The 25,834-nt window shown below is 40.0% G+C and carries 25 protein-coding genes and 2 tRNA genes; 15 read left to right on the forward strand and 12 right to left on the reverse strand.

Features of this window, described 5'->3' with window-relative positions; all coding sequences use genetic code 11:
* The first annotated feature begins 85 nt into the window (after positions 1-85).
* The 9 genes from QXF67_03395 to QXF67_03435 are packed head-to-tail and all read left to right on the forward strand — an operon-like array spanning position 86 to position 11,074.
* Positions 86-1,546 carry a DNA-directed RNA polymerase subunit B'' gene (locus tag QXF67_03395; protein MEM3060549.1) on the forward strand — a complete coding sequence of 487 codons (1,461 nt, stop codon included), beginning with the start codon at positions 86-88 and terminating at the stop codon, positions 1,544-1,546.
* Between the two features lie 11 nt (positions 1,547-1,557).
* Positions 1,558-3,396: a DNA-directed RNA polymerase subunit B gene (rpoB, locus tag QXF67_03400; GenBank protein ID MEM3060550.1), complete on the forward strand. Its 1,839-nt coding sequence runs from the start codon at positions 1,558-1,560 to the stop codon at positions 3,394-3,396.
* Positions 3,397-3,431: 35 nt separating this feature from the next.
* On the forward strand, positions 3,432-5,969 hold the full coding sequence (locus QXF67_03405; GenBank protein ID MEM3060551.1) for a DNA-directed RNA polymerase subunit A': 2,538 nt from the start codon (positions 3,432-3,434) through the stop codon (positions 5,967-5,969).
* A gap of 26 nt (positions 5,970-5,995) precedes the next feature.
* Positions 5,996-7,021 (forward strand): DNA-directed RNA polymerase subunit A'', encoded by a 1,026-nt coding sequence (gene rpoA2, locus QXF67_03410; protein ID MEM3060552.1) that lies wholly within the window; start codon positions 5,996-5,998, stop codon positions 7,019-7,021.
* Positions 7,022-7,047: 26 nt separating this feature from the next.
* Positions 7,048-7,362, forward strand: coding sequence for a 50S ribosomal protein L30e (locus QXF67_03415; GenBank protein ID MEM3060553.1), 315 nt, complete (start codon positions 7,048-7,050; stop codon positions 7,360-7,362).
* 4 nt (positions 7,363-7,366) lie between these two features.
* On the forward strand, positions 7,367-7,789 hold the full coding sequence (locus QXF67_03420; protein MEM3060554.1) for a NusA-like transcription termination signal-binding factor: 423 nt from the start codon (positions 7,367-7,369) through the stop codon (positions 7,787-7,789).
* 5 nt (positions 7,790-7,794) lie between these two features.
* On the forward strand, positions 7,795-8,223 hold the full coding sequence (locus QXF67_03425; GenBank protein ID MEM3060555.1) for a 30S ribosomal protein S12: 429 nt from the start codon (positions 7,795-7,797) through the stop codon (positions 8,221-8,223).
* A gap of 15 nt (positions 8,224-8,238) precedes the next feature.
* Positions 8,239-8,841 (forward strand): 30S ribosomal protein S7, encoded by a 603-nt coding sequence (locus QXF67_03430; protein ID MEM3060556.1) that lies wholly within the window; start codon positions 8,239-8,241, stop codon positions 8,839-8,841.
* A 43-nt stretch (positions 8,842-8,884) separates the two neighbouring features.
* Positions 8,885-11,074: an elongation factor EF-2 gene (locus QXF67_03435; GenBank protein MEM3060557.1), complete on the forward strand. Its 2,190-nt coding sequence runs from the start codon at positions 8,885-8,887 to the stop codon at positions 11,072-11,074.
* Between the two features lie 79 nt (positions 11,075-11,153).
* On the opposite strand, the gene QXF67_03440 is transcribed toward QXF67_03435, so the two are convergent.
* Genes QXF67_03440 through sppA form a run of 6 tightly spaced genes read right to left on the reverse strand, consistent with a single transcriptional unit; the run spans position 11,154 to position 15,604 of the window.
* Positions 11,154-11,663, reverse strand: a complete 510-nt coding sequence (locus QXF67_03440; protein ID MEM3060558.1) for a hypothetical protein — start codon at positions 11,661-11,663, stop codon at positions 11,154-11,156.
* Between the two features lie 12 nt (positions 11,664-11,675).
* Complete coding sequence (locus tag QXF67_03445; protein MEM3060559.1) at positions 11,676-12,203, reverse strand: hypothetical protein; 528 nt, start codon at positions 12,201-12,203, stop codon at positions 11,676-11,678.
* Positions 12,193-12,678 carry a hypothetical protein gene (locus tag QXF67_03450; GenBank protein MEM3060560.1) on the reverse strand — a complete coding sequence of 162 codons (486 nt, stop codon included), beginning with the start codon at positions 12,676-12,678 and terminating at the stop codon, positions 12,193-12,195. The genes QXF67_03445 and QXF67_03450 overlap by 11 nt, the downstream gene beginning before the upstream one ends.
* Complete coding sequence (locus QXF67_03455) at positions 12,672-14,117, reverse strand: hypothetical protein (protein MEM3060561.1); 1,446 nt, start codon at positions 14,115-14,117, stop codon at positions 12,672-12,674. The genes QXF67_03450 and QXF67_03455 overlap by 7 nt, the downstream gene beginning before the upstream one ends.
* Positions 14,114-14,668: a hypothetical protein gene (locus tag QXF67_03460; GenBank protein MEM3060562.1), complete on the reverse strand. Its 555-nt coding sequence runs from the start codon at positions 14,666-14,668 to the stop codon at positions 14,114-14,116. Before QXF67_03460 ends, QXF67_03455 begins: the two co-directional genes overlap by 4 nt.
* Positions 14,669-14,677: 9 nt before the next feature.
* On the reverse strand, positions 14,678-15,604 hold the full coding sequence (sppA, locus tag QXF67_03465) for a signal peptide peptidase SppA (GenBank protein ID MEM3060563.1): 927 nt from the start codon (positions 15,602-15,604) through the stop codon (positions 14,678-14,680).
* A gap of 73 nt (positions 15,605-15,677) precedes the next feature.
* On the opposite strand from sppA, the gene QXF67_03470 reads away from it, so the two are divergent.
* A complete protein-coding gene (locus QXF67_03470) occupies positions 15,678-16,214 on the forward strand; it encodes a CDP-2,3-bis-(O-geranylgeranyl)-sn-glycerol synthase (GenBank protein ID MEM3060564.1) in 537 nt (178 codons plus the stop codon).
* A gap of 9 nt (positions 16,215-16,223) precedes the next feature.
* Here the strand turns inward: QXF67_03470 and QXF67_03475 are convergent, their stop codons facing one another.
* Positions 16,224-17,684 carry a hypothetical protein gene (locus QXF67_03475; GenBank protein ID MEM3060565.1) on the reverse strand — a complete coding sequence of 487 codons (1,461 nt, stop codon included), beginning with the start codon at positions 17,682-17,684 and terminating at the stop codon, positions 16,224-16,226.
* 91 nt (positions 17,685-17,775) lie between these two features.
* Positions 17,776-18,870 (reverse strand): HEAT repeat domain-containing protein, encoded by a 1,095-nt coding sequence (locus QXF67_03480; GenBank protein ID MEM3060566.1) that lies wholly within the window; start codon positions 18,868-18,870, stop codon positions 17,776-17,778.
* Positions 18,871-19,240: 370 nt separating this feature from the next.
* Here QXF67_03480 and psmB point away from each other — a divergent pair, with 370 nt between their 5' ends.
* Positions 19,241-19,888, forward strand: coding sequence for an archaeal proteasome endopeptidase complex subunit beta (gene psmB / locus QXF67_03485; protein ID MEM3060567.1), 648 nt, complete (start codon positions 19,241-19,243; stop codon positions 19,886-19,888).
* A 312-nt stretch (positions 19,889-20,200) separates the two neighbouring features.
* Complete coding sequence (locus QXF67_03490) at positions 20,201-22,093, forward strand: beta-CASP ribonuclease aCPSF1 (GenBank protein ID MEM3060568.1); 1,893 nt, start codon at positions 20,201-20,203, stop codon at positions 22,091-22,093.
* Here the strand turns inward: QXF67_03490 and QXF67_03495 are convergent, their stop codons facing one another.
* Both QXF67_03495 and QXF67_03500 read right to left on the reverse strand, forming a co-directional pair.
* Positions 22,094-22,882, reverse strand: coding sequence for a B-box zinc finger protein (locus tag QXF67_03495; GenBank protein MEM3060569.1), 789 nt, complete (start codon positions 22,880-22,882; stop codon positions 22,094-22,096).
* Positions 22,879-23,448, reverse strand: coding sequence for a DUF2085 domain-containing protein (locus tag QXF67_03500; protein MEM3060570.1), 570 nt, complete (start codon positions 23,446-23,448; stop codon positions 22,879-22,881). Before QXF67_03500 ends, QXF67_03495 begins: the two co-directional genes overlap by 4 nt.
* Positions 23,449-23,511: 63 nt before the next feature.
* Between QXF67_03500 and QXF67_03505 the strand changes: the two genes are divergently transcribed.
* Both QXF67_03505 and QXF67_03510 read left to right on the forward strand, forming a co-directional pair.
* Positions 23,512-23,586, forward strand: a tRNA-Lys gene (locus tag QXF67_03505).
* Positions 23,587-23,623: 37 nt separating this feature from the next.
* Complete coding sequence (locus QXF67_03510; protein MEM3060571.1) at positions 23,624-24,280, forward strand: fibrillarin-like rRNA/tRNA 2'-O-methyltransferase; 657 nt, start codon at positions 23,624-23,626, stop codon at positions 24,278-24,280.
* A gap of 12 nt (positions 24,281-24,292) precedes the next feature.
* Here the strand turns inward: QXF67_03510 and QXF67_03515 are convergent, their stop codons facing one another.
* Both QXF67_03515 and QXF67_03520 read right to left on the reverse strand, forming a co-directional pair.
* Positions 24,293-25,045 carry an asparagine synthase C-terminal domain-containing protein gene (locus QXF67_03515; protein MEM3060572.1) on the reverse strand — a complete coding sequence of 251 codons (753 nt, stop codon included), beginning with the start codon at positions 25,043-25,045 and terminating at the stop codon, positions 24,293-24,295.
* Between the two features lie 15 nt (positions 25,046-25,060).
* Positions 25,061-25,184: transfer RNA gene (locus QXF67_03520), tRNA-OTHER, on the reverse strand.
* A gap of 76 nt (positions 25,185-25,260) precedes the next feature.
* On the opposite strand from QXF67_03520, the gene QXF67_03525 reads away from it, so the two are divergent.
* Entirely contained in the window at positions 25,261-25,833 is a 573-nt protein-coding gene (locus QXF67_03525) for a hypothetical protein (GenBank protein ID MEM3060573.1), read from the forward strand.
* The last annotated feature ends 1 nt before the right edge of the window (position 25,834 follow it).

The following is a 25,834-nucleotide window of genomic DNA, read 5'->3' on the forward strand; positions in this document are numbered from 1 at the left end:
AGGAATGTTGAAAAAGTAGGAATTAAGAAGAACAGCATTTTGTTTGTTTTTCATAGTGTGAATGAGTAAAGTGATAGGTGAAGTGATGTATAGAAGCTTTCTTGAAGCATATTTTAGAGAGAATAGCCTTGTGCGTCAACATCTTGAATCCTATAATAAATTTATTGAAAAAAAGATACAAGAGATAATTGAGAAAGCAGGACCAATCCAGCCATCTGTAGAGGGTTTTGAGTTAAAATTTGGCTCAGTAAGACTTGAAAAACCGATGATAGTAGAGGCTGATGGCTCAAGAAGACCCGTTTATCCCATGGAAGCTCGACTGAGAAATCTTACTTATTCTGCTCCTATCTTCCTTGAAATCATACCTGTCTTCAATGGAGTAGAGAAGAGGACTTATTCTGAAGTGTTTATTGGTGAACTTCCAGTAATGGTGAAATCAAAACTGTGCCATCTCGACGGACTTTCTGATGAGGAACTCGTTGAAAAAGGAGAGGACTTGTCTGATATGGGGGGTTACTTTATTATAAATGGAAGCGAACGCGTACTTGTTTCTATTGAAGATTTGGCACCCAACAGAGTTATGGTATCGCGTGAAAAGGATAATTCACTCATAACTGCAAAGGTTTTTTCAACAAGATTTGGATTTCGCGCTCGTTGCGTAGTTGAAAGAACTAATGAAGGACTTTTAAGAGTAGCTTTCCCCGCTTCACCAAAGGATCTGCATTTCACTTCCGTTTTGAGAGCGCTTGGACTTTCTTCTCGTGATCAAATACTATCGGCGTTTTCTGATTCAGATGAAATACGCGCAGATATACTACTCAATCTTGAGGTTGATACGACCACCAACAAGGAAAATGCGTTCGAGTATCTTGGCAAACGCGCTGCACCGGGCCAGGCTGAAGAGTATAGGCAAAAAAGGGCCGAAGTACTTTTGGATACGTATCTTCTTCCCCATTTGGGAACTGAACCGGAGCACAGAATAAAGAAAGCATATTACCTTATTAAAATGGCAGAAAAGGCGATTAAAGTAGCTTATAAGAAAATACCGGCTGATGATAAGGACCACTATGCTAACAAGAGGATAAAGCTATCTGGAGATTTAATGGAAGAACTCTTTAGATATGCCTTCCAATTTCTTGTTAAGGATATTGCTTATCAGGCTGGACGTGCTGATGCTAGAGGAAGAAGACTTGCCGTTCAGACCCTAGTAAGACCAGACGCATTGAGTGATAGAATACGCTACTCTATGGCCACAGGTAATTGGATTGCTGGACAGACAGGTGTTTCGCAGCTTCTTGATAGGACAAGTTTTCTCTCAACAATATCGCATCTTCGCAGAGTAATCTCCCCATTATCACGTAAACATCCTCACTTTAAGGCACGGGACTTACACGGAACGCACTGGGGTAAACTCTGCCCAAATGAATCTCCAGAGGGACCTTCTTGTGCTCTTGTCAAAAATCTGGCGCTACTCTGTAATGTTTCAACTGGAGAAGAGGAAGAGCATGTGGAATCTCTTTTGAAGAATCTTGGAGTATTTTTGTGAGGGACGGAAAAATGGCAAAGAAACAAAAGGAGGAGAAGGAAAAGAGGATAAGCGTATTTCTCAATGGACGGCTGGTGGGATTTCACGAAGATGGAGAAAGCTTGTATGTTGCATTGAAGGAACAGAGAAGGAAGGGTGTGTTGTCCCAGCAAGTAAACTTTTATTTGAACGCAAAGTTGGGAGAACTTTACATAAACACCGATAGTGGGCGGGCACGAAAACCTTATATAGTAGTTGAAAATGGAAAGAGCAAGCTCATTCCCTCAATTGTTGAACAGCTAAAAAGAGGGGAAATTACGTGGGAAAAATTGATAGAATTAGGGATAATAGAGTATTTGGACGCGGAAGAAGAGGAGGGAGCATACGTAGCTTTAAGCGAAAGTGAGCTTACGCCTGAGCATACACATCTGGAGATTGATCCTGTTTCAATTGTTGGGGTAACCGTGTCCATCCTTCCGTTCCAGGAACACAATTCTTCCCCTAGAATTACTATGGCTTGCGCAATGGCAAAGCAATCTCTTGGGACTTACACTACAAATTATAATATGAGAATGGATTCAAGGGCCCATATTCTTTATTATCCTCAGCAACCTCTTGTTCAGACACGACCCTATGCATTGCTGGGGTTTGCTGAGAGAGCGGCCGGACAAAATTTGGTTGTAGCTATTGCGTCTTATAGAGGTTATAATATGGGGGACGCAGTAGTAATGAACAAGAATGCTATTGACAGGGGAGTTGGGAGGAGTGTATTTTACAAAACATACGAAACGGAAGAGAGAAGATATCCTGGAGGCCAAAAGGATAAATTTGAGATCCCCCCTTCCACTACAACCGGTTATAGAGAAGAAGAGGCTTATAGGTTTTTGGATACAGATGGACTAATTATTCCGGAAGTTGAAGTTTGTAATAAAGAAGTGCTTGTAGGGAAAACTTCTCCTCCACGTTTTCTTGAAGAAGTAACAGTATTTGGAGTTGTAGAAGAAAAGAAAAGAGAGAATTCGCTTGCAATAAAAGTGGGAGAAGAAGGGATCGTGGATTCGGTTATGATAACTGATTCTCTTGCAGGAAATAGGATGGTAAAGGTTCGTATACGCTCAATTAAAGTTCCAGAGATAGGGGATAAGTTTGCTTCACGCCATGGACAAAAGGGTGTTATAGGACTTCTTGTACCTCAACAGAATATGCCATTTAGCAAGGATGGGATTGTGCCGGACCTTATGATAAATCCACACGCAATACCATCGCGAATGACGGTAGGTCATCTTTTAGAAATGTTGGGCGGAAAAGTCGCAACAGTTACTGGCGAATTTGTAGATGGAACTCCTTTTAGCGGAATGCGCGAAGAGGAACTTCGTGAAGTGATGAAAAAGGCTGGATTTGATGAATACGGAGAAGAGATTCTCTATGATGGAATCACAGGCGAGCAGATAAAAGCAAAAATTTATATGGGCGTTATTTATTATCAGAAACTTCACCATTTAGTTTCAAATAAGATGCACGTCCGCTCACGGGGACCGGTCCAGCTTCTTACACATCAACCAACGGAGGGGCGTGCGCGAGAAGGTGGCTTGAGATTTGGCGAGATGGAGAGGGACTGCCTTATTGGTTATGGTGCATCAATGCTTTTGCGCGAAAGAATGCTTGAGGAGTCCGATAGAACGATTGAACTCGTTTGCACGAAGTGTGGCTCGATTGCAGTTCACGACCATGTAAAGAATCGCGATTATTGCCCCGTATGCGACTCTACAAGCCTGGAGTATGTAGAAATGAGTTATGCCTTTAAGCTGTTGCTTGACGAGATAAAATCAATTGGGATCTTTCCAAGACTTATACTAAAAGATAAATCATAAATGGATGTAAAAGTGCTGTAATAAGAAGTGATGCTATGAGTGAAATTGTTGTACAAAAAATGGTGGATAAGATAAAATTTTCTATCTTTTCACCAGAGATCATTAGAAAGTTGTCTGCCGCAAAGATTACGATACCCGATACTTATAACGATGATTCTTACCCGATTGACGGCGGACTTGTTGATCCACGACTTGGAGTAATCGACCCGGGTTTGCGGTGTAAAACATGTGGTGGAAAGTTAAGGAGCTGTCCGGGTCACTTCGGACATGTCGAATTGGTCAGACCAGTTGTTCACCCTGAATTTGCAAAGAGCATTCTTTATGTTCTCCGCTCAACTTGTCCAAACTGCCATAGGCTGTTGTTAACAACAGAGCAGCTCCAGGAACTTGCCAGGATGATTGATGCAGATATAGAAGAGGAGATGAAAAGCAAAACAAGAAAATCTCCTCATTGTCCTCATTGTAGAGAAAAAATTCCAGAAATAAAGCTTTTGAAGCCCACTACTTTTTTCAAAGACAAGGATGTTATGTTGCCAACAGAAATAAGGGATTGGCTTGCTGCGGTGCCAAATGAAGACCTTCGAATTCTTGGTTTTGACCCTATTTACGCACGGCCAGAATGGATGGTACTGACGGTTCTTCTTGTACCTCCAGTTTCTGTGCGCCCCTCTATAACCCTTGAAACTGGAGATAGGTCAGAAGACGATCTTACACACAAACTTGTGGATATAATGAGGATAAATCAAAGACTGGATGCTAACATAAATGCAGGAGCCCCTCAACTAATAATTGAAGACTTATGGGAACTTTTACAATATCACGTAACAACATATTTCAACAATGAGACTGCTAATATTCCGCCCGCGAGGCATAGATCAGGAAGACCTCTCAAAACACTTTCTCAACGGCTTAAAGGAAAGGAAGGAAGATTCCGCTATAATCTTTCAGGAAAAAGAGTAAATTTCTCTGCCAGAACCGTAATTTCGCCAGACCCCAATATTTCTATTGATGAGGTCGGTGTACCAAAAGCTATTGCAGAAGAACTTACCGTTCCCCTTCGCGTTACTCAGTGGAATTTGGAAGAAGCTCGCCGACTTGTGCTTTCAGAAGACTACCCAAAAGCAGAGTATGTAACTCGAGCAGATGGAAAGAGATTGCGGGTCACAGAGACTACGCGACAAGAGATTGCTGATTCGCTTTCTGCTGGTTATGTAATTGACAGGCAACTCAAAGATGGAGACATCGTCCTTTTCAACAGACAACCCTCTCTTCATAGAATTTCAATTATGTGTCATTCGGTGCGAGTCCTTCCTGGTAAAACTCTAAGGCTAAATCCAATAGTCTGCCCACCATATAATGCTGATTTTGACGGAGATGAGATGAACCTCCATGCTATCCAGACGGAGGAAGCCCAAGTTGAGGCTGAAGTATTGATGAAAGTACATAAGCAGATAATTTCTCCAAGACATGGGATTCCGATTATCAAACCCCAAGAGGACCATGTATCGGGAGCGTATATCTGCACAAAAAACGAAACAGAATTCTCAAAAGCCGAAGCTTGTAATCTTCTTGCAATGGCAGGTATAACTCGCTTGCCAAAACCTGACAGAAAGGGAGGGAAATATTCTGGTAAACTGCTTTTTTCTATGCTTCTTCCAAAAGGATTGAATCTTGTCATAAAGGGGAACGCCGCAAAAAAGGATGTAGCGGAATATTATGATGATATAATAATCAAAGATGGCATTATTGTGTCTGGGGCACTTGAAAAGCGCTCCTATGAAAATCAGATACTTGAAAGAATAATCTCCATGCATGGTACAGAGGCTGCAAAAAGATTTTTGGATTATTCTACAAGAATTGCACTTGAAGTTGTAACCACTCGAGGAATATCAGTTTCACTTGCAAATTATTCCCTTTCACCCGAGGCTCGTAAGAAGCTTGAAGAGATTGATAGTGCACTAAAAGAGGATATCGATGCGGTAGTTACGAAATACAGGAATAAAACACTTGAGAGACATCCTGGCAAGACCCTCAAAGAGACGCTTGAGGACTACATAATGGAAATTACTTCAAAATACAGACAGATGATTGGAAATGTTGTTGAGAAATACTTAGGAAGTGAGAATACCTCCATAATAATGGCAAAAATAGGAGCACGTGGTTCTCTATTGAACGCAATCCAGATGAGCGGTTCTGTAGGACAGCAAGCAATAAGGTCAAGAAGACCGTATAGAGGGTATAGAGGTAGAACCTTGCTTCATTTCAGGCGAGGCGACCGTGGAGCGTCTGCAAGAGGATATGTTTCAAGCTCGTTTGGAAAGGGGTTAAATCCTGCGGAGTTCTTCTTCCATTCAATGGGTGGGAGAGAATCAATGGTTAACACGGCAATCAGGACAGCTAGATCTGGGTATATGCAAAGAAGACTGATAAATGCATTGCAAGATTTGGTAGTATATAGCGATAGATCTGTAAGAGATTCACGTAAGGTATTTGTTCAATTTGTATATGGGGGAGATGGTGTGGACCCTGCAAAAAAAGCGAGCTTAATCATAGATGAAACTGAAAGAGAGTGAATAAAATAGTGAGAAAAGGGGTTATAATGAGTGAGAAGAAAAAAGAAAGGGTAATAGAGAGTGCTTTGGTAGATCCTGGTGAAGCCGTAGGGATAGTAGCAGCGCAAAGTATTGGCGAACCGGGGACTCAGATGACAATGCGAACCTTTCACTATGCAGGTGTAGCTGAGCAAGTGCCAAGTGGGCTTCCAAGACTAATTGAATTGGTAGATGCAAGAAAGGAACCAAAAAGACCAATGATGGATATATTCTTAAAAGAGCCATACTGCAATGATGAAAAAAAGGTAAGAGAGGTAGCTGAAGAAATAGAGAGCACTCTTCTCTCTCAAATTGCACAGATACGCGAGGATTTTGATGACAAAAAGATAGTAGTAGAGATTAATGAAAAGGAGATGAAAAGCAGAGGTATATCCACTGATGAAGTTAAAGAGATGATAAAAAAAATCAATCCTGGTTCTGTTGAAATGAGAGAGCGACTTATTACGATAAAACCAAAAATTACGTCATTGCGCTCAATTAGAAAAATTACAAATAAATTAAAGGAACTTCACATAAAGGGAATTGAAAAGATATCAAAGGCAATGGTTATCAAAGGAACTGATAGGTGGTTCATTAGAACAGGCGGTAGCAATCTCTCAGCCGTTATGAAACATCCAAAAGTTGAATCTAAAAGAGTTTATACAAATGATATAAAAGAGATCGAACGGTTTTTGGGTATTGAAGCTGCACGCAACGCTCTTGTAAACGAGTTAAAACAGGTTCTAGATATGCAGAAATTAAGTGTAGACGTTAGGCACCTCATGCTTCTTGCGGATGCAATGTCAATGGATGGTACTATAAAATCAATAGGTAGACATGGTCTTTCTGGAGAAAAGGCAGGTGTGCTTGCGAAAGCTGCCTTTGAAGAGACAATTAAGCATTTGATAAATGCTGCAGCAGAAGGGCAATATGACAATTTGGTAGGAGTAACTGAGAACATAATAATAGGGCAAACGGTACCTGTTGGAACTGGAATGGTTAAACTTAAAATGAAAAGATTGCCTGAAAAGTAAAACAAAAAAGAAAAGCGGTGTTTTGTGTGGCTGTAGATATAGCAAAACAAATAAGGATGTGCGTTGAAACTGGAAAGGTCGGATTCGGTGAGCGTGAAGCCATCAAGGCTTCTCTTCTTGGAAGTGCAAAGATGATTATAATATCAAAAAATATTAAACCACAAATAAAGAGTGATCTTGAACATAATGCAAAAATTTCAAATATTCCAATAGTTACCTTTGACGGAAATGGCTATGAGCTTGGTTCTGTGTGTGGGGTCCCGTATACGGTTTCAGCAATATCTATTTTTGATGAGGGTAATTCAGAAATAGTTTCTACAATAAAAAAGAAGAAAGACTGATTACATGGTAGAACTTGATAATGATTCTTTGACATGCATCTCCATATTTGAAGGGATAACTGGAGCTAGAGTAAAGGACTGTCTGATACTTGAAAATGGATTTGCATTCATAGTTGAAAAAGGAAATCTGGGACAGGCTATTGGAAAGAAAGGAAGTGCAATAAATAGAGTTAGAACAGCTTTTAGAAAACCGGTTTATGTGTTCGAGGATGCCAGTACAATTGAGGAGTTTGTAAAAAATCTATTTATAGGGGTACCCATTAGGAATATAAATATTCACGAGAAAATGACTGATAAGATAGTATATATAACTGTTTCTCAAGAACATAGAGGGCAGATAATAGGAAAAGGTGGAAGTCGAATAAAGGTTGGGAGGGCACTTTTGAAAAGGCGCTTTGGCTGTGACATTCGTGTAAGCTCGAGGTAATCAAAATGGGAAAGGGAGAATATTCAGCTTTGGATTTGCTACGAAAAAGAAAGAAATTTCGATGGAAAGAAAAGGCGTGGAAGAGAAAGGCGTTACACCTAAAAGAGAAATACGACCCTCTTGAGGGCGCGCCTCGAGCAAAGGGAATCGTTATTGCAAAGAAAGTAATGGAACAGAAACAGCCACATTCTGGACTTATAAAATGTGTCAAGGTCCAGCTTATAAAAAATGGGAAGGTAGTGACAGCATTTGCACCTAGGACCGGAGCAATAAATTACATAGATGAACACGATGAGGTTGAAATTGAGGGCCTCGGTGGTTCACAACGTGGGCAAATGGGCTCGATTCCGGGAGTTAGATATAAAGTCTCAAAAGTTAACGGAGTAGATTTACAAATGCTTGTTCAGAAAAGGAAGGAGAAACCAAAAAGATAGTAGTAGTGATCTAGAATGGATGAGAAGGTTTTTGGGAAATATGAAGTGGGGGGTATTGAGATTAACGATCCCTCTCTAAAAAATTATATTCGGATAACTCCGCGACTTCATACGCACGGAAAACACGCCAAACGTCCCTTTGCAAAGAAGGAAGTATCATTGATTGAAAGGCTTGCAAACAAACTTATGCGCGGGGGTACGGGGGAAAAAACAGGTGGCAAAATAATTCGAACGCATGGAAAGATGCAGGGAAAAAAAACAAAGGCACTTAAAGTTGTTGAGAAAGCATTTGACATCGTTGCAAAGAACACAGGAAAAAACCCGGTGCAACTTTTGGTTGATGCTTGCTTAAATTCGGCTCCACGAGAGGATGTAACGCGTGTCTCTTTTGGAGGGGTATCTTATCAAGTCGCAGTTGATGTATCAGCATCAAGAAGGCTTGATATGGCCCTAAGGAATATTGCTATTGCTGCAATAATTAAATCCTTTGACTCAAAAAAGACACTATCTGAAGCGCTTGCAGAAGAGATAGAGTATGCCAGTAAAGGCGATGCAACCAATTCGTACGCTATAAAGAAGCGAGATGAAACAGAGAGAATTGCGCGTTCCTCAAGATAGGTAGATGCTTGGTCTATTTTCTTGTTTTTTGAGTGGTGTTTTTGTGGTAAGAAAAGAATATGTTGTTGAAGAAGTTCAGCGTTTGATGCATAACATAGACAATGTAAGAAATGTGGCTATTGTGGCTCATGTGGACCATGGAAAGACTACGCTTACAGATTCTCTCGTGGCTCGTGCCGGGCTCATATCAAAAGAACTTGCGGGTGAAATGAGGGTAATGGATTTTGATGAGCAGGAACAAGCCAGAGGGATAACTATAAAGTCAGCCAACATCTCTCTTGGTTTTGAAATGAATGGGCAGGATTACATGATCAACTTGATAGATACGCCTGGTCACGTGGATTTTGGAGGGCATGTCACGCGTGCTATGAGAGCGGTTGATGGGATAGTGCTAGTGGTTGACGCAGTTGAGGGTATAATGCCGCAAACTGAAACAGTCTTGCGACAGTCCCTCAAAGAAAGAGCAAAACCTTGTTTATTCATTAACAAAATAGATAGACTCATAAACGAACTTCAGCTGACACCTGATGCTATGCAAGCGCGTCTTCTAAAAATAATAGCGGGTATTAACAAAATAATAAGCGATTTTGCTGACACTTCGTTTAAGAACGAGTGGCAGATAGACGTAACAAAAGGAAATGTTGCGTTTGGAAGCGCTTTTAACAAATGGGCAGTTTCGATTACAGCTATGAAGCGGTTTAACATAAACTTCAAAGACATATATAATTATTGTCAAAAAGGGGATCATAAAACACTAATAGAAAAATCTCCGGTGGATGAAGTTATTTTAGAGATGGTTATTTCCCATCTTCCAAGCCCAAGAACTGCTCAGGTATATCGTATACCTGTTATATGGAAGGGAGATATTGAAAGCGAAGCAGGAAGAGCAATGCTTTCATGTGATATGAACGCCAAAACCATAGGCGTGGTGTTTGGAGTTGTAAACGATGAACACGCAGGAGAAGTAGCAGTGGCTAGATTGTTCGCTGGATCTGTTACAAAGGGAGATATGCTTTACTTAGCATCAAAGTACCGCTCTGAAAAGGTGCAGCAAGTTGCAATATATATGGGAAAAGACAGGATTCCTTGCGAAAAGGTCGTTGCTGGCAATATAGTTGCAATAGTTGGGCTACGAGACGTTTTTGTCGGCGAAACTATCTCCAGTGAGGAAATTTATCCTTTTGAGCAAATAAAACACTATTCTGAACCAGTTGTAACGAAATCGATAGAGGCTGCAGACTCAAAAGACCTTGCAAAGCTTATTGTTGCTTTGCGAGAGATATCAAAGGAGGACGCAACCCTTAGAGTTGAGATAAATCAAGAAACGGGGGAGCATCTTATCTCGGGGATGGGTGAGCTTCATCTGGAGATAATAGAATATAAAATTGTAAATGAAAAAGGCGTAAAGATAAAGACTTCCCCCCCAATTGTAGTTTATAGAGAGACTATCACAAACAGTGCAGGCCCAATTGAAGGAAAATCGCCCAATAAACACACAAAACTCAAAGTAATTGTAGAGCCTTTGGAAAAGAGAGTATATGAAATGATGGTTGAGGGGAAGATTCCAGACGGAAGACCCAAAGGAAAAACGATTGTCGAGCTATTAGTTGAGGGTGGGATGGACAGACAACAAGCAAAGAATGTTTGGGATATAAAAAATCATTCTGTACTTATCAACGACACGCGTGGAATACAGTATATGAATGAAATCGAAGAGCTTTTGATTCAGGGATTTGAAGAGGCAATGCAAAAAGGACCCCTTGCAAAGGAGAAAGTGGTGGGGGTAAAGGTTCGAATTGTTGATGCCCTAATACATGAAGACCCCGTTCATCGAGGACCGGCTCAGATTATACCTACAATAAAAAGGCCCGTATATGCTGCGATGCTAATGGCTGGTGTTACTCTTCAAGAGCCAAAACAAAAGGTCCTATTTCAGATACCCCAGGAGTATACCACAAATATAATATCACTTATAGGGGCGCGAAGAGGCCAACTTTTAGACATTGTTCAGGAGGGAGAAACGACAACTATAACTGCAAAACTCGCTGTGTCTGAAATGTTTGGATTTTCAAATGATGTAAGGAGTGCAACGCAAGGAAGAGCAATATGGTATCAAGAATATGCTGGTTATGAACCCCTTCCAAAAGAACTCCTATCAAAAACCGTTTCTGAAATCCGCAAGAGAAAAGGGGATAAGCCGGAGGTTCCAAAACCAGAAGAATTTATGGATTAGAAACATGTTATGTAGTAAGGCCGAGAAGTATTATTTTATTTTTATTGTTTATTTTTATTGTTATATTTCCAAAGATGTTTTATTTCCAGAGATAGACAATCATTACCCCAGGTTGTATTTTTCCATCATTTCCGTAGAGGTATACTGGTCTTCGTGCGATACCAATTTCTTCTACAGCTGGAGATGGTGAACGGCCAATTTCTATGTTATTGTTTCCATAAACGATTTCTATTTTGTAGTTTCTGCTGATACCTAAAACATTTTTTCCCATCTCATAGTTGGAGAAAACAAAGGCTCGAAAAGCGCGCACTTTTGCCAAGTCAATACGATTCTTTTTCTGAGCCACTCCAAATCCGATATATCTTATGTTTCTAACATTTTCGCCTTCGCTGAGTGCTGCCTCCCAATTATCTTCTCCTGGCGTAAGCAGAACTTCTGACAGCGATAATGCCTCTGCAAACAGGGAAATTTCTTCTTCTAAAACATCTTGTCGTAGAGGGAACCAATAAAAAAACAAGATAGAAAAAGAAAGAATTAGTATTAAAGTTGCAAGAATCGCATCAAAAGAGAAATACTGCCCCTTAACCATTATAGAGTCACCTTACCTACTACTCCTCTCCTCGCTTGGCAAAATTCTGCTAAACCTCTCATTTACATCCTTATAATTTTGGCTTATCTCAATAATCCCTTGCTTATTTTCAAGAGAGAAGTAGCCTTTGCTCGTATCGATTGATATAAATCCTAAATTATCCACAACAACCCCATTTCCTTCCTTACCACTAATTGATTTCGTATAGAGTGGGAATAGATAATTAAAAGAATTCCTGTCTTCCCATTCGATCCTTACAAAACCATCAGGTCCAAAGGTTGCGTTATAGGGAACTCCAAGAATCGTGGGTTCGAATTCAAAAACTCCAAAAAAGCCATTACCTGCACTCTGAGCAAATCGGATATTATCGGAAAACTGCATTGCGAGCTTCCCTGCTATGTTGCCTCTCCGCTGAGATGCTTCTTGAGTGTATCCGAAAAGAATGGAGGCCCCAACAACAGATAAAAGTAAGAAAAATAAGGAGACATAAACAAAAAGCTCCATTGAAGCCTGCCCTTGAAACTTGATTTTAGTTGGCATGACCTATTCTCACCGAATTGTCTCTGCTGTCGAACTCAAATATGATTTTTTTAATTCCTCCAGTAAGGAATCTTCCGGTCCGCAACCCGCGCCCAAGCTCTCTTCCTTCCCAATCTTTTATTTTTGCTTCTGATTTAACTATTATTTCTTGTCCCACCCCGTTGTAATCAACAGTGAAGATGATTTCATTTGTTCTTTCATCTATATCGAACGAGAGAAGATTCTGTGGAAAATGGATTGAGATGGTTTTCCTAGACCCCTTTCCTGCTGCATAAACCTCAAAGGCGGTTTGAGATATTCTTTCGGCACTCATATAAGTTTGGTTGAGTGATAGGTCATCTAAGCGCTTGTTTACTTCCAAAAAGAAAAGAAAAGCTATAGGCACAACAGAGATGAGAATAAAACCTAGAAGGATGAGCGTTTCAAGGGCGATCTGAGCTTTTATAGTGCTCCCAGAGATGTCGTCACTTAACATCTTCCTTCTCCACACACCATGGTGTGTTGGTCAATTTCATAAAACTCAATGCTTTGGCGGTCTAAGCTAAAGTGTCCTATTGGGCTTTGTGCTTCTTCATCATTACACATTGAAGGTGTCTTACACCCGCTCAGTCCTTTTATACGAAAACCTGATATTCCAGTAAGATATTTGTAGTCAACTCTGCTATATCTGTCGTGAGTTTCTTTCAGCTCATCGCGGAGTCCTCCAAAGGAGATTCCCACAAGGAAGGTTTCTATCCCATATCTACTAGAAAGATATTCTCCACCCTCCAAAAATCGCTGTAAAAACGATGGTGCGCCACTGTTTTGGACATAGAGCTGGCATAGAATGACTTGTCTGAGTTTTTCAATATCGTATATGTGATATTTGGCATTGCCGTGAACAACGTTTGTAGATATCAGAACGTATGTATTTACAAAGTTTCTAAATGAGCCTGTTCCCGAGACGAATGGTTTTTCGCCGGTGTTTTCATTAAAGTTGCGTGTTTCTATTATTAGGGCATCGGCCCGAGATAGCTTTTCTTGAAATTCTCTTACCTCCTCTGCTCCTGCTCCAGGTGATATCCAATTCGTAAGCCATATCACATCTTCGTATCTTGGTTGTGCTCTTGGGTCTAATACAACTTTCCCGTAAAACCAACTTCTTCCATTATCCAATCTTCCCAACTCTCCTTCTTCCTCGCTAACAAGCTTTAATGGGCGTATCTCATCCAAACTATCAACATCGGGTTTATGTAATATTGGGCGGTATAGTTTCTTATCTTGTCCGGGATATAGCCTTTGATAAAGCCTTCCAATAAGAGGGTCAGGGGTCCCATCTATTGGCACAGACGCTTCAGAATGAACCGTTTTTGATAAAAACAGTTTGTTTTCAAAGTCAGTTATATTTATGTCAACATCAAAGCGTATTTTTAATGTCCAGGCGTCTTGCTCGATTATTTCTAAATTTTTGAGGTTTCCAGATGAGAGTATAGCACCAAGTTGATTTGCACTTTTATTTAAGTTTGCAAACCAGCCGCTGAGAGTGGAGACTGATTTTTCTTCGGGTGTGTAAATAAATGATTCACCTTGAATTTCTAGACTGCCGTTTTCAAATAGCGATGCTATTGCTGCTTTTACAGAATCAACATTTCTCCCTTCAAGCCCCCTATTAGTTCTAATTTCATAGTCTGAGAGTCTACCAAAAGAGCGATAAAGTGCAACTGCTGAGAAATTGCTTATTGTTGAGTCAGATATCTGATGAAAAATAAATTCGATGGAGTCGGTTTTTAGTTTTGATGATAGTCGTCTTTCGTTTAGTTTATTCTCCTCTGCCCACAGCATAAGAGTCAATATCATGATTGAGATAAGGACTATAAATACTGAAGTGAAGAGTATTCCTTTTGAAGTGAGGGGCATTCTTTTTTTTCTCATCATATATACACCGTTAATCTTATCAGCCCAACATATGTATTGCCTGGATTATAGCTTCCGGATGGTTCAAAACATATTGCTGCATCTTGTGCACAGCTTATTTGAACCTCTCCGGGAGGTTGGATAAAGCCACTCACCAGTGTTGTTGACGAGACTTCAAATTTTTTAGACACACGAACATGGTTAGATTGCAAGTCAGATGCAGTGTCATAGCAAGTTATCCAACTGTTAGAGACGGGATTGTAGAAATCGAACCTAAAACCGTATTGGGGGGGGATTATATCGTTTATTAGACTGATCGGTCCTCCTCCAATATTAAGATGAACGCAGTCACCGCGAAAGGCAAGCCTTCCTAGATAGTCTATACAGGAGATTGAGTTGCATTCTGCCGCAGTAAGTAGAGAGAGGGTGTCCCTTGAAAGGTAATACGCTTGCAGGTAAGCTGAGTAGTGAGTAGATGTTGTTGAGTGGACCATAAAAAGGATATAGACAGCAATCAATACAATTATGAGTGCTACAAAAGAGTCGATGGTAAAAACAAATCCCCTCTTCAATCTGTCCACCTAAAAATATATTTCAATTTCTTGCTTTTGACTTAATAATAAAAGAATTTCTTTAATAAGCCCTCCAACCCATTTCTCTCCAAGCAGGCCGGTGAAAAAGCCGGTGCTGGGTTTTTCAATTTTACATATGCGAGGGGATTCGCTTTTGATGTCGGCAAGTTGACTTGCGGTTTTTAGCGCATCGTCCTTTCCTCCCACCATATCCACAAGCCCTATATCGTATGCCTGTTTTCCAGAGAGGATCCTGGCGTCAAAGGCCTTTTGGGGGTCTTTGAGCTTATTACTTCTCGCTTCTATTAAGTCATGTTTAAATCCTTCGAAAACCTCGTCGACTATTGTTTGGAGAATTTCTTTTTCTTCATCTGTCAACTTTTTTGTTGGGTCTGCAATACCTTTGAACTTTCCACTTGTTATTAATGTTGAATTAATTCCTATATTCCCAAAGAGATTTGTGACTTCCATTATTGTTGAACGCACACCTATACTCCCAGTTATTGCATCACGTTCTGCTACGATATAATCTGCACCCATTCCTGCATAATAACCTCCAGAAGTAGCAATTTCTCGGAAGTAAGCAACTGTTGGCTTTTTTGCACTTCTAAGCGCGTTGTAAATTTCTCTTGCTCCGACGGGTGAACCGCCGGGGGAGCTTATAGAAACAACTATGGCACCTACTGATGGATTCTCATCCGCCGTCTTGATTAATTTTGCTATTTCCTCTGAACCCGCAACCCCTTCAAAAAAGAGGGTTGGGGGTATGCTCTCTGACTTGATCTCACCTTTTATTTCAATTAATCCTATACATTTTTCACTTAAGACATTGGATATCCCAACAAATGGGAGCAGAACAAGCAATAACAGTAGCAAAGCCACAATCAGAAGACCAAACGAGCCTCCGAACGTTATCTTATTTGGCTTGATTTTCACATAGATCTCCTCCTTCCTCTGATTAAGATTTAGGGTGATCCAATAAAAAGCTATTTGAGATATAAAAATCCATATGCAAGATTCATTTGAGAGCATAATCAAATTAGTTTTATTTATTCTACCCGCCTACTTTGCAAATTCAACGCCAGTTTTATTTGGAGGTGGAAAACATCTTGATCTTGGAATAATGTTTATAGATGGAAGGAGGTTATTTGGAGATGGGAAAACTATAAGAGGATTTTTCTCTGGAATTTTGGCAGGCGGTATTGTTGGTGGGCTTTTGGGCATCATATTGCCTTTTACTTCTTTGTACCTCCTAAGGAACTTTTGGGAGTACTTGCTAGCAGGGTTTGCTTTAGGAACTGGAGCTATGTGTGGTGATGCCTTAGGTAGCTTCATAAAAAGGAGGTTGGCTATTCCGTCTGGTCAACCATCATTTCTTTTAGATCAGCTTACTTTTTTGATTGTAGCAATTGTCTTTGCTTATCCGTTCGCAGACGGTTTATATTCTGTCCCTTCGCTGCTATTTCTATTTATTCTTACCTATTTTCTTCATGTAGGATTCAACATCTTGGCAAATAAAATTGGTTTGAAGAAGGTGCCCTGGTAGAAAAAGAGACTATTTTTTCTTTTTGGATATTTTTTCCAACTTTTCTATTGCCTTTTTTATTGCAGCATGTTTTTTCTTTTTGAGCTCTTCCTTTTTTGCCTTGCTTTCTCTTTCATTTTCCTTTTTTTCCTTAATTTTTTGAACTTGTGGAGAGAGGATTATTCTGTCTTCGCTCTTAGTATCTTGGGTGTCGTAATCGTATGTTGAAGGTTTTATTTTTTCTTCCTCCTCCTGGAGGCGCCTAATAAATTCTTCGGTCATTTTTCTAATTTCCTCATCAGAGAGCTCCTCTTCTTCCTCATCCTCGGCAGGTGTTGGCGCCTCTTCAAGATGCGTGACGTCGCGCGTCTCGGAGCTTATACCTGTGCTTGTCTCTTGGGGCTGGATTATTACTCCTTGCTCTCTTTTTTTTCTTCTATCCGCAAGTATTGATCTTGTTTGTTCTATTGCGCTGCTTTCGGCTACGTTCTCCTGTTCCGAATCTTGTGGTTGTATCTCCTTTTGTAGGGGTTGTTCTTTATCCATGGAGCTAGGAAGGGATTGGGGATATTGTGATTGGACCTCTTCCTCTTCTTCTTGTCTTAAAGACAAGAAAATTCCGATACCCAGCAGGATAGTTGCAATTATTATCAGGCCAGCTATTATTCCTGCAAAATCGCCAAGATTAAAATTAAAGAAGCTAGAGACGTTTTCCTCCTTCTTTGGTGAAAGTTCTGCTGTTGTGAGATAGACAACTGGTTGATTTGCTTTTGTCTGGGGGGCATTAAGAAGACGTAGTTGAGGAACACGGTATGAATATATTCCTTCTTCACGAGCTACAAAATCAACAACTCCGTTCTCATTCGTTTTTATTTTAAGTGCTTTTCCCGTCGGACTTATTATGGTAACGTCGATTCCAATATATGGGATGCCCTGTTCATTTTTAATGGAAACTAAGACGCGCTCCCCAACTAAAACATTGGATGGAGCAGTTATTATTGCCGTTAATGGATCTATAGATATTTCGGGTTTTGGAAGGGTAGCCAATTCCTCTCTGCTAAGCTTAGCTGGTATTTGGATCACAATGACGAACTTCTCTCCGGGCATAAGGCTTTTTTTGCTGTGTGCTATTTTTCCCCATTCAAAGGAGGTTGGCACCGGTTCCCACGTAATACCACTCATTTGTTGGAGATTTGAACCGCTCGAAAGAATCCTCGAGATATCCTGGCTTACATAAAGATTTTTGCGCTCCAGCGTTCCTGAGTTGTTAATAGAAAGAATTATGAATGTGTAGTATTGATGGATGGCTACGTTTAATGAATGGCTGATTGATGGTTTATCTACAACTAAGATTTGGCGTATTACTTCCAAGCCGCCAAAGTCTGAGTAAGTCTGATTGAAAGCAAGGATTGTCTGGTCTGGGGATTTGCTTATGACTAGGTTTGAAAATATAAACAGAAGGGATACGACCAAAATAATTATATTTTTCATTTATAGCCCCCTTGTTCTTATTCAACTTCTTCAACATAATTAAGATTAATGTCTTATTTAAATCTATCGTATTTAGTGGAATTTCGTGATATTACTTAATCAGTAGGAGTCTTCCCTTTGACTCAAGAAACAGGGCCTGCCCAGTTCCATCTTCAGTATCTGCTACATATGCGCCTTCAACTATGAGGTGGTCTCCCACATTAATCCCCTTTCCGCGCAGCTCTGGAAGATATAAAGGGAATTTTCCGGTATTATCGAGAATGAGCAACTTCAGCAATTTTGTTTTTCTTTTCCCTTTTGTCAAATCCACTTCATTCACTTCAGCTACCGTAACCTCTGAGGTCTTTATTTTTCTCATGCCTGGTCTGAGAGATGAAAGAGGAGTAGGCGCATTCTTTGCTTTTTCTCTAGCTGCCTTAAATGCAGCCTTAACTGCAGAAGTCATTTCGGCAATCATCTTTTTCTCCTCTAGAAGAAGTGCTTTCTCATTAATCTCTCCTTCAGATGCAAGAAGATACGCTCTTCTAAAAGCCTCTTCATAAACCGAGGTCTTTTGTGTTTCTTCTAAGATACTTGTACTTGAAGCAGATTCGTGAATAGTTTCTTGTCTTTCTCTACCTTCCGTAATTTCTTTTATATCCAAAAGAGGAGAGTGAGACGGCGAAGTAACGGTTTTTGGTGGAGCAATTTTTTCTTTGTCTTCAAACTCACCTATCGGCTCAATTGGGGAGAGGATTTCAATGTGGTCTTTTAAGACTGTTTGCTTGACATCAGAAGAAACGTCTTCGACTTTAGACTGTCGATGCTTCTTTTTCTCAGAGAAAAGCTTTTCAAGACTTGACATTAAACGGCGTTTTGTTTTTTTGTTTGTAAATAACTTTTCGATAGAAGGGAAGAGCTTTTCTTTAACATCGGTCTCTGTTTCGAGTCTTTCTGCTTCACTTTGAAGGAAAAGTTTTTCTATTGACATCACATCTTCTTTTTGCTTTATCCGTGAAAGTACTTCTTGGGCGGCTGCTCTAACTTTTTCATCTTTATCGGAAGCAAGTTCTAACAACGCAAAAACAGCACCGGGCTCTTCCAAGATAGTAGAAAGTTCTGAAACCACCCTCAAGCGCACATTTGGATTTGAATCGTAAGATTGAGAAATCAGTCTATCTACTCGTTTTAGACTCTCACTCCGCATAATTCTCCCAACTACTTAACTAATGAGATATTTTTAAAGTATTATATACATATTGTGGTTATTGTGGTATATAAGTCTGTTTATTGAGGTTTAGGCGTAAGTTTGCCCCAAGCCATTTTTTAGAGATTAAAAGAAGTGGGAGGTTGAAGTTTTCCAAAAAATAAAAAAGAAATTATTTAAAACTTATCATAGTTAATAATGTTTGCCTAAGAAATTAGGTGAGTGGGAGGCGGGATGGAGCCTATGGGTGTACCATCTCGCTTCTTTTTTATCTAAAAAGCAACCAGTACCGGAACAAAAAAATTTTAAATGGAGTGGTAGAAAAAAGCAATTGTTTGCTCTTTTTCTTTTTAGGGTTAGTGGTGATTTAATGGAAAAAGGACTATATGATGAAAAAATGAGGCAACTTCGCACTGGTACTACCACTGTGGGGTTGACTTGTAGTGATGGTATAGTTATGGCCGCAGATAAGCGGGCATCGATGGGGTATTTTATTGCTTCAAGAGAAATTGAGAAAATATATCCAATAGACGACCATTTATCAATGACTATTGCTGGCTCGGTAGCTGATGCGCAGACGCTTGTAAGAATAATGCAAGCCGAAGCAAAATTGTACAAGCTTAGAGAAGGGAGATTGATGAGTCCAAAGGCTGCAGGGCATGTCCTTGCTGCAATAATGTATCAGTATAAATTCTTTCCATTTATGGTGCAAATACTTATTGGGGGCATTGACAATAATAATAGTGCCCAAATTTATTCTCTTGACCCATTAGGTGGATTAACGGAAGAGGCTTACGTCTCTACGGGAAGCGGTTCGCCTATCGCATATGGCCTTCTTGAAGCCCATTACGAAAAGGGTAAAAGCGTAAAAGACAACCTTTCATTGGCTGCAAAGGCCGTGTCAATTGCAATGAAAAGAGATTGCGCTACAGGCGAGGGTGTTGATTTGGTGAGCGTAACGAAAGCAGGCTTCAAAAGATACAAACCCGAAGAGATAGAAAAGCTTCTTTCACACTAAATGAGCTCTCGAATATATGATTAGCGACTAGACGGAGAGGTTAAAGGGATACGCCTCTCCTAAAGACAAGTTGCAAAACCAACTTAAAAGAGACATAAATTTGACAGATAAGCAGAAAAGTGACAGACTTAGATAGACAATAGGATATACGGAAATCTGGAAGAAAGTCGAGAGTAAGAACAGTTGATTGTACAGGAAGTAAAAGAGGCCGCATTTCCAATTTTTTGACGGTAGATTAAAGTGGTAAATTATTTATCAGAACGTTTTTGTATATCACCCCTAATCAGAAGTAGATTTAAGAGGTAGGTAAATTTGAATTTAAAAGAAATAGAGAAGAAGGTTGTGGAGCTTATTCCACCTGAATGTAATTTAGAAAGAGTTGAAGCTGAAGGGCTGGATATTGTTCTGTATCTGAAGAACATAGGACGGTTTTATGAGGAGGATCAGTTAATTAAAAAGATTGCTGGAGTTGTGAGAAAAAAAGTCCTTATAAGATCCGACTCTTCTATGTTGACAGAACCTGAGAAAGCAAAAAGAATTATTGAGGAACTTGTTCCGAAGGAAGCCGGTGTTTCATCAATTGTATTTGACCCTGTCTTTTCAGAAGTCAATATTGAGGCGTTAAAGCCAGGCCTAGTCATTGGGAAGGGCGGAGCGATGTTAAAAGAGATAATACAGAAAACTGGTTGGGCACCACAGATTTTGAGGATGCCAACGATCTCGTCATCTACAATCTCGGGAATAAGGAAGTCAATGCTAAAAGAAGCAACTGCAAGGAAAAAATTTCTCATTTCTCTTGGAAAGAAGATATGCTCTGACGTTCCAAAAAGCGATTGGCTAAAGGTCACGGCACTGGGAGGATATAGGGAAGTTGGACGTTCCTGTACTCTTCTTCAGACCACAAACAGCAGGATATTAATTGATTGTGGTATAAATCCCGAAACTTCGGAGCCAACTAAAGCTTATCCTTACTTAAATGCTATGAATCTTTCTCCATCTCAAATCGATGCAGTTATAGTAACTCATGCCCACCTTGATCACACGGGATTTATACCCTATCTATTTGCTTATGGTTATGATGGGCCCGTATTCTGCACTCCTCCTACAAGAGACTTGATGGTCCTCTTGCAAATGGATTATCTTGACCTAATGAGCAAGTATTCAAACTATCCTGTGCCTTATTCTGTTAAAGACATCCAAAAGCAACTTGCACACACCGTTACTATAGATTATGGAGAAGTGATGGATGTTACTCCGGAAATAAAACTTACATTTTATAATGCAGGTCATATATTGGGTTCAGCACAAGCACACCTTCATATTGGACAAGGACTCCACAATACGATTTTTTCAGGTGATATAAAATACGGTTTTACTAAGCTTTTTGACCAAGCAAATACTGTCTTTCCGCGTGCAGAGACTTTCTTTCTAGAAAGCACTTACGGTGGGAGAAACGACGTAACTGCTAGCCGATTCGAAGCGGATAAAAATTTGATTTCCGAGATAAGCTCAACCTTGCAAGAAAGGGGAAAAGTGCTGATACCGGTATTTTCTGTTGGAAGGTCACAGGAAATAATGCTTGTATTGGAAGAACACTTCTCAAATAACACAGATTTTAATTTTCAGGTTTATCTAGACGGGATGATTTTGGAGGCATCTGCGATTCATACTGCTTATCCGCAATATCTACGACACAACCTCCAGAGAAGGATTCTTTCTAATGATAGCCCATTTGAATCGGAGATATTTGAGATAGTAAAGAAAGAACGCAAGGAGATTGCTGAAGGAGAACCTTGCGTAATTCTTGCACCTTCGGGCATGCTATCTGGAGGGCCTGCTGTGGAGTTTCTTAAGTTGTTAGCAGATAATCCAAAAAACAAGCTAATATTTGTAGGTTATCAGAGCGCACTTTCGCTTGGAAGAAAACTCCAAAGGGGGTTGAAGGAAATTCCTCTAAATGATGGAAACGGAAAGACAGATACACTTCAAGTAAATATGCAAATTTCGACTGTGGAGGGATATTCTGGACACTCGGATAGGCACCAGCTTTTGTCATTTGCAAGAAATCTGAGGCCTACGCCTGAGAGGATATTTACCCTTCATGGGGATGAGAATAAGGCAGATGACTTGGCAGGTACTTTGAGCAGGATGATGAGAATCGAAGCTAGAGCACCGATGAATCTTGACGCCATTAGGCTCAAATAATCACCGCATCTTATCTGCAAAGAATATTCCACCAGCCATTCCAAAAAACGAATAGAGGAGAAGATTCAAAAAGAACTTCTCGGCTATTATGCTTGTAGAAAGACGCCTCTCAAGCCCTATTGTGCTCATTGTCTGTTCTATCTCATCTGTCTTCATCGCTGGCTTGGTGGCTTTTATAAATGAAAAGACGCTCTCTGCAAAAAGAGTTGAAAACGTTATAAGTAGAACGATGGAGACAAAAGTAGCTGCTATGCCTACGAGTATACCAACTTTTGCTCCCTCTGTCTCACTTATTCTATATTGAAAAAAGCCTTCCATTCTCAAAAATGCAATAGCTGTTGCGGATCCTAATGGGAGAGTTATAAAGAAAAGTAGATTTATAACAGGGATACTTGATAGTAGTCCAGCAACAAGACCACCTAAAAGCATAGGCATTATCATATCCGCACCATGTTCCTTCATTATTGGTAAAGAGCTGTCATGCGGAAAAAGAAGTCGCATAAGCCTTGAAAGCTCGTTCCAAAGTACTATAAGGTCTAATCTCCCTCCGTCTTTTATTTCTTTTTTTGTGGTCGTTGAGGAGTGGAGTTCTTCCCATTTGCGATATTCTTCCAAAAGCTGTTTGCTAATTATTCTGTCAGAAACGAAACCTTCATAATCAACCTTGTTTGCACACCTAAAGCAAACTAGCTTTCCATGCTTTTCTCTTGCGCAGTCTAGACAGATGGCTTTTCCGCAATTTACACATATACCTACTGCTTCGGCTTCTTGATGTCTGTAACATCTCATGCTTTTCTGACCTCAAAGAACGCTGTGTAAAATTCATTTAGTATCGGAATCAAATAAAAAGGCACTACGACGCCAGCAGTTAAACCCGTGAGTATCCTAACGATGTTGGAACTTTCATACAGAGTTAGGAGTTGAGAAGTCCCATCTATTGCCATCGGCATAAGTAGGATAACAAACAACCAAGGAGGAGGAATTTCTTTTCTCTCAACTCGCCCGAAGAGAGGAAAAAGAAGGCCACCAACAAGTAGTCCCGTATAAATACCAACATCTCTTGCGCATACTGGCAATTTATACCCTATTGCATCATCTTTTTCTACTGTTGGAGTCATCCTCCAATCAAGGACAGAGGAATCTTTTGTGCAATCTTCAAGAGAATAAGTGCCTCCACGGAGGAAGATGCAAAGAGACCGAGAATTTATTTGATGGCAACCCAAGTGATAAAGAGGGTAAGCCTTGGCTGCAAGTGGATTATTCCCCATCTGCAAAAAAGGCACTAATATTATAGAAATCAAAAAAAGGGCTGTAGACGCTATGTAGAGGATGTATGGAAGTTTGTTTCGTTGCATACTTCTTTATATCTCTCTTACTTTTATAAAGAATTCCTACCAAAATAGAGACGACATCTAACAGGGCCCGTAACTCAGCTTGGCTAGAGTGTCTGGCTTTTAACCAGAAAGTCATGGGTTCAAATCCCATCGGGCCCGCATCCGCATTTAAGATTATAGATAAAGGAGATAAAGTATGAAGAGATTATTTGACGGCATATTTTTGGTTGGAGGAAGAATTGCTACAAAAAACCTTGTCCCTGGAAAAGGGGTCTATGGAGAGAAGCTTATTCTGGAGGGAGGTATTGAGTATCGGGTATGGGATATATTTAGAAGCAAGCTTGCAGCTGCAATAAAAAAAGGGTTGAAGGGGATGCCAATTAGATCGGGGTCAAGAGTTCTTTATCTTGGAGCAGCAAGTGGCACTACGGCTTCTCATATTTCAGATATAGTAGGAAGAGAGGGAGTTGTATTTTGTATAGAATTTGCGCAACGCCCTATGCGAGAGTTAATTCATGTTTGCGAGGCAAGAGAGAACATGATTCCCATCCTTGCAGATGCAAACCATCCTGAAAGATACAGTGAAATTGAAAACGTTGACGTCATTTATGAAGATGTAGCACAGGCAAATCAAGATGAAATATTAATTAAAAATTCCCAAGCCTTCTTGAAGGAAGGAGGTTATGCCATGATTGCTATAAAATCCCAGAGCATTGATGTAACTCAAGATCCTCACAGAACTTATGAGAAAGTGAAAAAAAGTCTCTTAAGCAAGTTTACTATTTTGGAAGAGATCGAATTGTCGCCTTATGATAAGGACCATCTCTTTTTGCTTTTAGAGGCAAAAAAGTAAGAATGATAATTGCTAATTCTTCTTTCCAAATTCCTTTAAGAGAATTCGATGAATGCCACTTCCGTATTGCATTGCCTTTTTTGGACGCATACGTGCAGAATCAGGGACTCCAAGAAGCATTGCGGATTCTCTCAAAAGCGGTTTTTTGTTTTCTTTTGTTCCGATTCGCTGAGAGAGAGGTAGCGAAAGGACAAACTCTATTAGGGGAGAGTAAAGGAACGGGTATATGGTTATAAGGTTAAAGTAGTTTGCCGTTGCATCTATTCTTTTGCAGTCTCCGTATGGTAGGTATCGTATCTCCTCCTGTAAGATTCTTTCCAGATCCACTCCTTCTTTGAGGTAAGTAAAATATCGATCATAACCTACGAATAGCTCTTCTGAACCGCTCCCAAAAATTATGTGTGAAAAATTCTTCTCCTTTGCTTTTTTGCATGCAAAGTAAACGGGGACCATAAGCTCAACTTTGAGAAATTCTCCGGGCATTATTTTTTGGCACAGAGAATATGCAGATATAACTTCAGCATAAGTAGGGCAAACTTTTTCGTGCGGTAAACCTAAATCTTTAGCAACAATGATAGAATTTTTAATGTCTGAACTGTTTTCCATGCCTACGGTTATGAGGAGTACGTCAAAACCCATATCTCTAGCAGCTTTTGCCAAAACTGAACTGTCAAGGCCCCCTGAAAATGATATTGCAACCTTGGTTGGGCATAGACTCTTCATTGCTTCGATTATGAGGTTGGAAATCTTTCTTGCATACAACATAAACCACCGATAAGGCGGGCCCGGAGAGATTTGAACTCTCGACCTTCACCTTTCTCCCTGTGCATTTGTGGTGCACTGCTTGGAATGTTTTGTAGATTGGTAGGAGAGTGCCGCTCTATCCAAACTGAGCTACGGGCCCATGAATAGCTAATGGATGTTAGGGATTTGAGATTTTTAAGCGTATTTTTAAAAAATTTCTTTGGGTTTACTAAATCATGAAAAAGATCGAAGGAGTATTGAAACAGCCACTATCCTTGCCGGGAATACCAGAAGTCGTCTTATTTATAATTATACTTGTTGCAATGCTGATAACAATTTCTGCGTATTTTCCAATTGCAAAGAAAGATGAGATAAGCTTTAGAATTGGCGATTATATAATACTTAACACGACTTATAAGTATAACAACTTGTTTCCTCAAAATTCGATTGAAGTTTTTAAAGGTGCAAGACTTTTTTATTTCTATTTTCCACCAAATTCTATTCAGTATAATACGCGGCCATTGTATCTACTCTCCGATGCTTCATTTATTAGAGACAATATTGGAATCTTGCAGGAAGGAGAACCGCTTGAGATTTATCCAATGGCCTGCTCAAAAATAGAAGAGGGATATGTGCCCGTAAACTATTTTAACACTAAAAGTGTGCTTGAAGTTAAAGAGAAACAGATTGTGTGTGTGAAGTCACTTTTTGGGCGCCAAAAGCAAATTGAATTTGGTGTAGCGTCTGTTTCAGAAAACGCGATAAGATTGCAGGTTTTGTCAGTAAGGTATGCGGATTATAGCAGGTAAG

The organism is Candidatus Anstonellales archaeon (genome assembly GCA_038869735.1).
In the GTDB taxonomy this organism is placed as follows: Archaea; Micrarchaeota; Micrarchaeia; order Anstonellales; family CG1-02-47-40; genus JAWCQO01.